Below are 9254 nucleotides of genomic sequence, written 5' to 3'. Positions count from 1 at the left end.
CCCCTGAGGTCGTGATGGTGGCGACGGCGAAGGGCGACACGGTGCGGCCGAAGACCCAGGACCCGCTTGCCACTGATGCCGCCCGGGCTAGCGAGGACGCGGCGGGCAAGGTGAAGACCACCCCCAAGGCGCGCTCCCGCAAGTCCCCGCCAGGTTCTGCCAAGGCCGCTGCGGGCAAGGCCGCTTCCGCCAAGGCTGCTTCCGCCAAAGCCGCCTCCTCAAAGGCCAGCTCAGCCAAGGCCGCCCCTGCCAAGGCCGCTGCCTCCAAAGCAGCTGCCGCCAAGGCCGCCGCCGCCAGCCCCGCTGCCGAGGCGACCACCTCTGGTGCCGCCGCCCTGGCCAAAGGGGATGCCGTGAGCGCCAAGGACGACAAGGCCGCCAAGGCCCTGGCCAGCATCAAGGTGGGCCCCAAGGGCGTCTACACCGAGGATTCGATCCGCGTCTATCTGCAGGAGATCGGCCGCATCCGTCTGCTGCGGCCGGATGAGGAGATCGAGCTGGCCCGCAAGATCGCCGATCTGCTGCACCTCGAGGAGCTGGCTGCCCAGTTCGAGGCCGACCACGGCCACCACCCCGACAACAAGGAGTGGGCCGTGCTGGTGGAGATGCCGCCGATCAAGTTCCGGCGCCGGCTGATGCTCGGCCGCCGCGCCAAGGAAAAGATGGTGCAGTCGAACCTGCGCCTGGTGGTGTCGATCGCCAAGAAATACATGAATCGGGGCCTGAGCTTTCAGGACCTCATCCAGGAGGGCAGCCTCGGCCTGATCCGGGCGGCTGAGAAGTTCGACCACGAGAAGGGCTACAAGTTCTCCACCTACGCCACCTGGTGGATCCGCCAGGCCATCACCCGCGCCATCGCCGATCAGAGCCGCACCATCCGCCTGCCGGTGCATCTCTACGAGACGATCTCGCGCATCAAGAAAACCACCAAGACCCTCTCCCAGGAGTTCGGCCGCAAGCCCACCGAGGAGGAGATCGCCGAGTCGATGGAGATGACAATCGAGAAGCTGCGCTTCATCGCCAAGAGCGCTCAGCTGCCGATCTCCCTGGAGACCCCCATCGGCAAGGAGGAGGATTCCCGCCTGGGCGACTTCATCGAGGCCGACATCGAGAACCCCGAGCAGGATGTGGCCAAGAACCTGCTGCGCGAAGATCTCGAAGGGGTGCTGGCCACCCTCAGCCCCCGCGAGCGCGATGTGCTGCGGCTGCGCTACGGCCTCGATGACGGCCGCATGAAGACCCTCGAGGAGATCGGCCAGATCTTCGATGTCACCCGCGAGCGGATCCGTCAGATCGAAGCCAAGGCCCTGCGCAAGCTGCGTCACCCCAACCGCAACGGCGTGCTCAAGGAGTACATCAAGTAACCTCCCAGCCGCTGCACCACCGGCATGGCCGAGACCCTGGCTTCTCTGCGGGGCCTCCGCACCGCCCCGCGCCTCGATGAGCAGGCCACCGCTGCGCTCCTGGAGGAACTGCTCCAGAAGATGGCCCTCTGCGAGTGGTTCACGGTGGGGGTGATGGCCCCCACGACCGCAGCCGCTGTGGCCACCCTGCGCCGGCTGGAGCAGATCTGTGGCTGGCCCACGCTGGAGCTGGATCCAGGCGCCACGGCCCTGGAGGGCCCGGAGGGCCAGGTGTTTCTCAAGGCCAATCAGAACAACGGCCGCTTCCAGCTGCGTCTGGAGCAGGGTCTGGGCGAGGGGGTGCTGATCACGGGCCACAGCCTGGTGGATCCCGCCGCCCAGGACACCTGGGGGCCGCTGCCGTTGCAGTGTTTCGGCTGAGACCATCTCCCCGGGGAGAACGGCGGGCCAGTGCCTAGGGTGGACGGCTGTTACTCGGCAGGCTGACTGCCAACCGAAGGTTCTCGATGGCCGGCTCCACCCTGCGCATTGCCTCCCGCCGCAGCCAGCTCGCCATGGTGCAGACCCACTGGGTGCGCGATGAGCTGGCCAGGGCCCATGACGACCTCACGATCACGATCGAGGCCATGGCCACCCAGGGGGACAAGATCCTCGATGTGGCCCTGGCCAAGATCGGCGACAAGGGCCTGTTCACCAAGGAACTCGAGGCCCAGATGCTGGTTGACCAGGCCGACATCGCCGTCCACAGCCTCAAGGATCTGCCCACCCACCTGCCCGAGGGGTTGATGCTCGGCTGCATCACCGAGCGGGAGGACCCCGCCGATGCGCTGGTGGTGCACGAGAAGCACCAGGACAAGAGCCTCGCCACCCTGCCGGAAGGCGCCGTGGTGGGCACCAGCTCCCTGCGCCGCCTGGCCCAGCTGCGCCACCACTTCCCGCACCTCACCTTCAAGGATGTGCGGGGCAATGTGATCACCCGCCTGGAAAAGCTCGATGCCGGCGGCTTCGACTGTCTGATCCTGGCCGCCGCCGGCCTGGGCCGGCTGGGGCTGGGTGGCCGCATTCACGAGCTGATCGACCCGTCCATTTCGCTGCACGCCGTGGGGCAGGGTGCCCTCGGCATCGAATGCCGCCACGGCGACACGGCGGTGCTGGATCAGATCAAGGTGCTGGAGCACACCCCCACCGCGCGCCGCTGCCTGGCCGAGCGGGCCTTCCTGCGGGAGCTCGAAGGTGGCTGTCAGGTGCCGATCGGCGTCAATACCAGCTTCTCGGGTCCCGAGGCCAGCGGCAGCCTCAAGCTCACCGGCATGGTGGCCAGCCTCGATGGCCTGCGGCTCATCCGCGATCAGGCCGAGGGCCCCCAGCACGACCCCGAGGCGATCGGAGTGGCCCTGGCCCACAAACTCAAGGCCCAGGGCGCCGGGGAGATCCTGGCCGAGATCTTTGCCGCCGTCCGCCCCGAGGCCTGACGCTGCTCGTGGCGTGGCCCGCGGCCGCCCCAGTTGGGTGGGCGAACGCGGTCAACTGAGAGCCCCTCTGGGGCCTAGCGGCACTCCATGCCGAACTGGCTCACCGTGAGGCTGCTGGCCACCGGATCGGCATCGGCGAGCCGGTCGATGATGCGATGCAGATCGAGGGCGGAGAGTTCGCCGTCACTGGACCATTTCAAGGTGGTGCTGGGCTCGGCCACCACGGTGGGGCCGGGCTCATCAGCGGCTGGACGGTTCGAGATGAGGGTCTCGGAGCCTGGGGCTTGCCGTCCTGTGGAGGGGTGAGGTCGGAAAGCAGGCACCATCGAACCGGAAACGCAGATGAAAACTTACAGGTGAAAGCCGCGGTTTCCTGACCGAACCGCAGGCATCTCCAGGAAGTCTTCCGGATCTGAGCTGCCCGGCTTGCCGCTCAGTTCTGGCTGGCCATTCAGCGTTTGACGATCACGGGCGTGCCGATCTCCACCTTCTCGAACAGCTCGCGCACATGGGGTGTGAGCATGCGCACACAGCCGTTGGACACGGCGGCGCGCGAGGTCACGGTCCAGGCCCAGGCCGTGGGCGTGCCATGGATGCCGTACTGGTTGAGGCCGCTCTGCTTGAAGCCGATCCAGCGGTCACCCAGCGGAGCCTGGGGGCCCACGGTGGCATTGATCTTGCCGCTGCGGGTGCTCTGGTACTGGGGGTTGACCACCTTGTTCTGCACCGTGAAGCTGCCGACCGGGGTCGGGGTGCTGGGGTCGCCGATGGCCACCGGCCAGCTGCCCACCACGGTGCCGTTCTCCTTGAGGCTGATCTGGCGTCGACCCAGTTCCAGCACGATCTGCCGCTGAATCGCGGCCTCCGCAGGTGCCTCCTCCGTTGCTGCTTGCTCTGTTGGTGCTTCCTCCGCTGCAGCGACCTCGGGAGCCGGTGGAACTGGGGGCAGCGCCAGGGCCGTCCTCGGCAGCAGGGTCCCGGCGGCAAGCAGAAGCCCCGTTCCCAGGGCGAGCCCCGGCCGCAGAGCGCTGACGGCGAGCACGGGGCGTGGGGTGCGCTGGTGGGACATCGATTGAGGCTGCGGGTGAGACGGCGGGATCAGAACGGATGGTCAGAATCGGTGGCCAGAGCTGCTGGTTGAAGCCAGGCAGGCAGCGTTTCAACTCGGCAGGACGGGCTGGCCTCAGTTCACCAGACCGGGATCGATGCTGGTGGTATAGCGGGCCTCGCAGGCCTTGACAATCGCCACGGCCTCGGCTGCCTCGAAGAAGCCATTCACCTTGCAGGTGCCGGGTTTCTTGAGGTCTTTGTAGCGCTCCCAGTAGTACTGCGTTTCCTTCAGCCAGTGGTCGCCCAGTTGGGTGAAGCTGGTGATGTGATCCATGCGCTTGTCATCGGCGAGCACGGCAATCACCTTGTCGTCCACTTCGCCGCCGTCATCGAATTTCATCACCCCGATGATGCGTGCTTCCACCAGGGAGCCCGGCACCAGGGGTTCGGTGACGCCCACGATTTCGATGTCGAGCGGATCACCATCCTCATCCCAGGTGCGGGGAATGCAGCCGTAGGCAAAGGGATAGGCCAGGGAGGAATAGCCGACGCGATCCAGCTTGAGATGGCCGGTTTCGGTGATCAGCTCGTATTTGTTGATGGTCATGGAGTTCAACTCCACGATGGCGTTGAGGCGCAGTTCGGCTTCATCGGCAAAGGCCGGCAGCACGTGCAGGAGGTTGAGCATCGTGCGGCTCGGAGCGTGGTCGATGTTCGCCATGAAACAAGGTGGATCGGCGTGGCGCATCCTACGGAGGGCACCGCGCCACCCCACTCCAGCGGTGGGGCTCAGCCGCTGAGGCGCTCCAGTTTCTGCTCCAGATAACGCAGGAAGGGCCCGGCACTCAGCGGCCTGCCGCTCACCCGCTGCACCAGCTGCTCGCCGTTGAGTTGACGGCCCAGCGGCCACACCTTCTGCCCCAGCCACTGCCGCAGCTCCCCCTCCTCACCCCGGGCGACGTGATCCTCGATGGCGCCGGGGCCGCCGAGATCGCGCTCCATCGCCTCGGCCAGCTGGGCACTGATCAGGTGGCCAAGGGCATAGGAGGGGAAATAGCCGAACAGTCCCTCGCTCCAGTGCACATCCTGCAGACAGCCCTCCGCGTCGTTGGCCGGAGTGAGGCCCAGCAGCTCCTGGTGGCGACGGTTCCAGGCGGATGGCAGCTCAGCCACCGGCATGTCCCCCTCCAGCAGGGCCAGCTCCAGTTCGAAGCGCAGCACGATATGGAGGCCATAGCTCAGCTCATCGGCCTCCACCCGGATCATCCCCGGCTGCATGGGGTTGAGGGCCCGCCAGAAGCCGCGGCTGCCGCCCCAGGGATCGCGGCCCAGGGCCGCCGTGAAGCGCGGTTGCCAGCGGCTGGCGAAGGATTCTCCCCTGGCGATGCGGCATTCCCAGAACAGCGATTGCGATTCATGCACCCCCATGGAGGTGGCCTCCCCCAGGGGCCAGGGAAAGTAGTGGTCATCCCCCCGGGGCAGGCCCTGCTCGTAGAGCGAGTGGCCCCACTCATGGGCCGTGGCCAGGAAGGCGGAGAGGGGCTGGCCGGGCACCACCCGGGTGGTGATGCGGAAGTCGGCGGGGCCGAGGGTGCAGGAGAAGGGGTGGGGCGAGCGCGAGCGCTGGCAGTGCCTGGGGTCGTAACCCCAGCTCTGCAGCAGGGCCTCGCAGAGGTTGTCCTGCACCGGTTCTGGGATGTCCACCGCCTCGCTGGCCAGGCCAGGGGCGCTGCGCACTGCCTCCAGCAGCCGGGGCAGCTGCTCGCGCAGCGGCACGAACAGCTCCTGCAGCCTGGCCTGGCGCACGTCCGGCTCGAAGGGCTGGGCCAGGATCTCCCAGGGGCTGCTGCCGGCTGCTTCGGCGGCGGCCAGCTGGCCTGCCTGATGCCGCCGCAGCCCGATCATCTCCTCCAGGGCCGGGGCGAAGAGGGCGAAGTTCTGCTTGGCGCGGGCCTCCTGCCAGAGGGCATAGCCCCGCGAGCGGGCCTTCGCCAGGGCGGCCACMWGGGSGGGGKCGAGGCAACKCTGGCGCTCCAGGTCCTGGCGCAGCAGCTCCAGGTTGCGGCTCACGGCGGCCTGGCCGGCCTCGGGGGTTGTGGCTGCGGCTTCAGCCTCGGCGGCCTGCAGCAGCTCGCCGTAGGGCGCCGCCACCTGGCGCCGGTGCAGCTCGGTGGCGAGCAGGGCCAGCTGTTCGCCGCGCCAGGCCGCGCCGGCCGCGGGCATCACCGTGTTCTGGTCGTAATAGAGGGCGCTGCTGATCGATCCGAGCAGGCGGGTTTCGTGCAGATAGGCCCGCAGCTGGGCCAGGGCCGTGCCCGTTGCGCTCATGGGGATGGGGGAGGAGCTGCTCAGCATGGCGGCTGGACGGGGTGAGGTGGCTCAGGCCGTATCCCAGTGCAGGGTGATCGGCACGGCGCCCTTCAAGGTGGCCTTGACCGGGCAGCCTTCGGCGGCGCGCTGCAGGGTGGCCCGCGCGCCGGCCTCCAGGGAGGCCGGCAGCACCAGCCACACCTCCAGGGCAGCGATCCGGCGCGGCAGCTCCTGGCTCATGGTCTTCTCCACCCGGGCCGAGGCCCCCTCCATGCGCCAGCCATGGCGTTCGGCCACCAGGCCCATGATCGTCAGCAGACAGGTGGCCAGGGAGGTGGCGATCAGGTCGGTGGGGGAGAAGGCACCGCCCTGGCCGTGGTTGTCGGCGGGAGCATCCGTGTGGAGGGTGGCGCCGGAGGGCCCATGCACCGCGCTGCAGCCCAGGGAGCCGCTGTAGTGGCAGCTGATGCTGGTCATGGCACCTGGCCCGGTAGCTTCACGGCACCCACTGTGGCCGTGCGATGCCGTTGCTGCTGGCACCTGATCCACTCCTGTCGGCGGCGCAGACGGCAACGGTCGAGACCCTGGCACGGGCCATCCAGCTCTCGGTGGCGCCAGTGTTCCTGCTGGCCGGCATCGGCGGTCTGCTGGTGGTGCTCACCAACCGGTTGGCCCGCATTGTCGATCGCTCCCGCCGTCTGCAGGAGCAGATGGGCGATGCCACTGTCTCGAGGGCGAGGCAGTCGAAGCAGGAGCTGCAGCTGCAGAAGCGGCGCATGACCCTGGTGCTCAAGGCGATCGAGCTCTGCACCGTGACGATCCTGCTGGTGGCGCTGGTGGTGGCGATCGTGTTTGTGAGTGTCGTCACTGCCATCGACCTGGCGCTGGTGGTGGTGCCCCTGTTCGTGGCCGCCATGCTCTGCCTGATGGTGGCGGTGCTGCTGTTCATGCGCGAGGTGCAGCTGGCGGCGGCTCAGCTGCGGCGGTGGTTCTGACGCCGCCGAGGGCCGGCTCCGCAACGCTCGAGACCGCACAGCGGTTCCGGCAGAGCTCCTCCAGGCCAGGGCGGCCGGTGAGCCGCAGCCGCCAGCGGGCCCAGAGCCGGTAGAGGCTCTCCACCAGGGGCTGCACCAGGGGCCAGCGGGTGGGGGCATAGATCCAACCGAGGCCCACCAGGCCGTAGGCGCGGCGGAACACTTCCACACCGCTGAGCAGTTCTCCATCGCCACTGATGCCATGGATGGTGCCCATGGCGTCGCGGTAGGTGATGCCCGCGTGGGCGCTGGGGTCGTAGCCGGCGGCGTCGATGTCGATGAAGGCGAGCACGGGCTGATCCCCGTGGCGCTGCTGGTCGCGGGCCCGCAGCAGCCGCACCTCCCGCAGGCAGAGCGGACAGCCGCCGTCGTAGAGGATTCGCAATGGGCTGGTGGCAGTGGCGCGATGCTAGGGAGATTGCGCTGCGGGTCCCGATGCTGAGCCAGTCGATGCAGGTGCTTGAGGTGGACACCGCCGGCGCCGGCTTCACCGACCTCACCGGCAGCCTCAACCGCGAGATCGCCGCCAGCGGTCTGCTGCTGGGCACCGCCACCCTGGTGTGCCAGCACACGAGTGCCTCGCTCACCATCAATGAGAACGCCGATCCCCGGGTGCTGCACGACCTCACGGCGGCCTTTGCCGCCCTGGCACCGGAGGCGGGCGTGGCCCCTCTGCCCGGCCAGAGCGGTTGGCAGCCCTACCGCCACAACGACGAGGGGCCCGACGACATGCCCTCCCACATCCGCACGGCCCTCACCGCCACGAGCCTCAGCCTCAGCTTCCAGCAGGGACGCCTGCTGCTCGGCACCTGGCAGGCCGTGTACCTCTGGGAGCACAGACGGGCCGGGCAGCGGCGGCGGCTGAGCCTGCATCTGATCGGGGCCTGAAGGTGCCTGGGTTCCAGGTTTGGCGTTGTCCTGCCGGCCATTGGACCTACGTTGCCCCAAGCCCACCCAGGCCTGCCGCCGCTTCGGTCCATGATCCGCTCCCTCCTGTCCTCTTCCCTGCTGTCCGTGCTGTGCTGCTGGGGCCTGGCCGGCGCTCCCCTCAGGGCCCAGCCGGCCGAGGCTGAGCCCAGCACCGCCCCGGAGGCCGTCGCCGAGCCGATCCCCCAACCGCTGAGGGGCAGCGAGACCTACACCTCCTCCATCTCTGAGGTGGACGCCTGCAACCGTGCCCAGATGCTGAGGCCCGCCGATTCGATCGTCACCGGGATGCACGTCTGGCGCTCCGGCGAGGAGGGCCAGCGAAGCATCAGCTGCCGCATCGACTCGAGCAATGCCGAAGACGCCGTTCCCACCCGGCGTCCGATCCTGTTCGGCCCCAGCGCCTGAGCCTGCGCCAACATGGCCTCAGTTCTGTGACTGAGCCGTGGCCGCCATTCCCCTCACCCCCCAGCAGACTGCCGATCTCGCCAGCACCCTGCCGGCCTGGAGCCTGGTGAACGGCAAGCTGCACCGCGAATTCCGCTTCACAGACTTCGTGGCCGCCTTCGGCTTCATGGCCCAGGTGGCCCTGGTGGCGGAGTCCATGGGTCACCACCCCGAGTGGAGCAACGTCTGGAACCGGGTCACGGTGGATCTCACCACCCATGACACCGGCGGCCTCTCGAACCTCGACCTGCAGCTCGCCCAGCGCATTGACGCGCTGGCGGGGGGTCAGTAACCAGCTCCCCGAAACGGTGTTCCGTTTTAAGGGGGGTGCTCTGCTGTGGTGAAGGCCAGTGCCGCCGTCTGTGTCACGTCTGCGGCAAACGCGTCAGCATCGATCACTCCCACTGGCCCGAGGGCACTCCCCGCGACACCTGGGTGGTGGCACGAAGAGTCAGATCCTGCTGATCTCCGGCCTCCGCATCCTTGTGGTCAAGCAGCTCGGGATCCTCAGCTACGCCAGGAAGGCGGCACCGGTGCCGACCAGCAGCAGCGCGAACAGCGCTGTCACGCCGCCACGGCCTCAGGGTTCCACGCGCCCGTCGCGGCGATGTCCCTCGCGTAGTCGGCGAAGTCGCGGGCCGGGCGTCCCA

At 68.4% G+C, this 9254-nt stretch carries 13 protein-coding genes; 7 read left to right on the top strand and 6 right to left on the bottom strand.

Annotated features, from left to right (window positions below):
• Positions 1-14 precede the first annotated feature (14 nt).
• The 3 genes from rpoD (at position 15) to hemC (ending at position 2836) form a co-directional block, all read left to right on the top strand.
• The gene (rpoD, locus tag IQ216_RS08205) at positions 15-1364 is read left to right on the top strand and encodes an RNA polymerase sigma factor RpoD (RefSeq protein ID WP_228007289.1); all 1350 of its coding nucleotides are present in this window, start codon (positions 15-17) and stop codon (positions 1362-1364) included.
• Between the two features lie 24 nt (positions 1365-1388).
• Complete coding sequence (locus IQ216_RS08200; RefSeq protein WP_193815098.1) at positions 1389-1784, top strand: DUF1824 family protein; 396 nt, start codon at positions 1389-1391, stop codon at positions 1782-1784.
• A gap of 86 nt (positions 1785-1870) precedes the next feature.
• Positions 1871-2836, top strand: a complete 966-nt coding sequence (gene hemC / locus IQ216_RS08195) for a hydroxymethylbilane synthase (protein ID WP_193815097.1) — start codon at positions 1871-1873, stop codon at positions 2834-2836.
• 74 nt (positions 2837-2910) lie between these two features.
• On the opposite strand, the gene IQ216_RS14240 is transcribed toward hemC, so the two are convergent.
• From IQ216_RS14240 to IQ216_RS08170, 5 genes are all read right to left on the bottom strand, one after another.
• Positions 2911-3159, bottom strand: a complete 249-nt coding sequence (locus IQ216_RS14240; RefSeq protein WP_228007287.1) for a hypothetical protein — start codon at positions 3157-3159, stop codon at positions 2911-2913.
• A gap of 128 nt (positions 3160-3287) precedes the next feature.
• On the bottom strand, positions 3288-3905 hold the full coding sequence (locus tag IQ216_RS08185) for a L,D-transpeptidase (protein ID WP_228007286.1): 618 nt from the start codon (positions 3903-3905) through the stop codon (positions 3288-3290).
• A gap of 114 nt (positions 3906-4019) precedes the next feature.
• Entirely contained in the window at positions 4020-4607 is a 588-nt protein-coding gene (locus tag IQ216_RS08180) for an inorganic diphosphatase (protein WP_193815095.1), read from the bottom strand.
• Between the two features lie 68 nt (positions 4608-4675).
• Positions 4676-6214, bottom strand: a complete 1539-nt coding sequence (locus IQ216_RS08175; protein WP_193815094.1) for a carboxypeptidase M32 — start codon at positions 6212-6214, stop codon at positions 4676-4678.
• A gap of 51 nt (positions 6215-6265) precedes the next feature.
• Positions 6266-6673, bottom strand: coding sequence for an OsmC family protein (locus IQ216_RS08170; protein ID WP_193815093.1), 408 nt, complete (start codon positions 6671-6673; stop codon positions 6266-6268).
• A gap of 44 nt (positions 6674-6717) precedes the next feature.
• On the opposite strand from IQ216_RS08170, the gene IQ216_RS08165 reads away from it, so the two are divergent.
• Positions 6718-7191: a DUF2721 domain-containing protein gene (locus tag IQ216_RS08165; protein ID WP_193815092.1), complete on the top strand. Its 474-nt coding sequence runs from the start codon at positions 6718-6720 to the stop codon at positions 7189-7191.
• Here the strand turns inward: IQ216_RS08165 and IQ216_RS08160 are convergent.
• The gene (locus IQ216_RS08160; RefSeq protein WP_193815091.1) at positions 7142-7615 is read right to left on the bottom strand and encodes a thiol-disulfide oxidoreductase DCC family protein; all 474 of its coding nucleotides are present in this window, start codon (positions 7613-7615) and stop codon (positions 7142-7144) included. The genes IQ216_RS08165 and IQ216_RS08160 overlap by 50 nt on opposite strands.
• 50 nt (positions 7616-7665) lie before the next feature.
• Between IQ216_RS08160 and IQ216_RS08155 the strand changes: the two genes are divergently transcribed.
• From IQ216_RS08155 to IQ216_RS08145, 3 genes are all read left to right on the top strand, one after another.
• Positions 7666-8118: a secondary thiamine-phosphate synthase enzyme YjbQ gene (locus IQ216_RS08155; RefSeq protein WP_193815090.1), complete on the top strand. Its 453-nt coding sequence runs from the start codon at positions 7666-7668 to the stop codon at positions 8116-8118.
• Positions 8119-8208: 90 nt separating this feature from the next.
• On the top strand, positions 8209-8565 hold the full coding sequence (locus IQ216_RS08150; RefSeq protein ID WP_193815089.1) for a hypothetical protein: 357 nt from the start codon (positions 8209-8211) through the stop codon (positions 8563-8565).
• 37 nt (positions 8566-8602) lie between these two features.
• Positions 8603-8896: a 4a-hydroxytetrahydrobiopterin dehydratase gene (locus IQ216_RS08145; RefSeq protein ID WP_186696570.1), complete on the top strand. Its 294-nt coding sequence runs from the start codon at positions 8603-8605 to the stop codon at positions 8894-8896.
• The last annotated feature ends 358 nt before the right edge of the window (positions 8897-9254 follow it).

Origin of the sequence: Cyanobium sp. LEGE 06143 (genome assembly GCF_015207535.1) — a bacterium.
GTDB lineage: Bacteria > Cyanobacteriota > Cyanobacteriia > PCC-6307 > Cyanobiaceae > NIES-981.
Note: the sequence above shows the minus strand (reverse complement) of the source record. Positions and strands in the feature narration are given on the sequence as shown.

Coding starts and splice junctions, on each gene's coding strand:
- IQ216_RS08155 (WP_193815090.1), top strand. CDS start 7,666: ATGCTGAGCCAGTCGATGCAGGTGCTTGAGGTGGACACCGCCGGCGCC.
- IQ216_RS08170 (WP_193815093.1), bottom strand. CDS start 6,673: ATGACCAGCATCAGCTGCCACTACAGCGGCTCCCTGGGCTGCAGCGCG.
- IQ216_RS08165 (WP_193815092.1), top strand. CDS start 6,718: ATGCCGTTGCTGCTGGCACCTGATCCACTCCTGTCGGCGGCGCAGACG.
- IQ216_RS08180 (WP_193815095.1), bottom strand. CDS start 4,607: ATGGCGAACATCGACCACGCTCCGAGCCGCACGATGCTCAACCTCCTG.
- IQ216_RS08150 (WP_193815089.1), top strand. CDS start 8,209: ATGATCCGCTCCCTCCTGTCCTCTTCCCTGCTGTCCGTGCTGTGCTGC.
- IQ216_RS08185 (WP_228007286.1), bottom strand. CDS start 3,905: ATGTCCCACCAGCGCACCCCACGCCCCGTGCTCGCCGTCAGCGCTCTG.
- hemC (WP_193815097.1), top strand. CDS start 1,871: ATGGCCGGCTCCACCCTGCGCATTGCCTCCCGCCGCAGCCAGCTCGCC.
- rpoD (WP_228007289.1), top strand. CDS start 15: ATGGTGGCGACGGCGAAGGGCGACACGGTGCGGCCGAAGACCCAGGAC.
- IQ216_RS08200 (WP_193815098.1), top strand. CDS start 1,389: ATGGCCGAGACCCTGGCTTCTCTGCGGGGCCTCCGCACCGCCCCGCGC.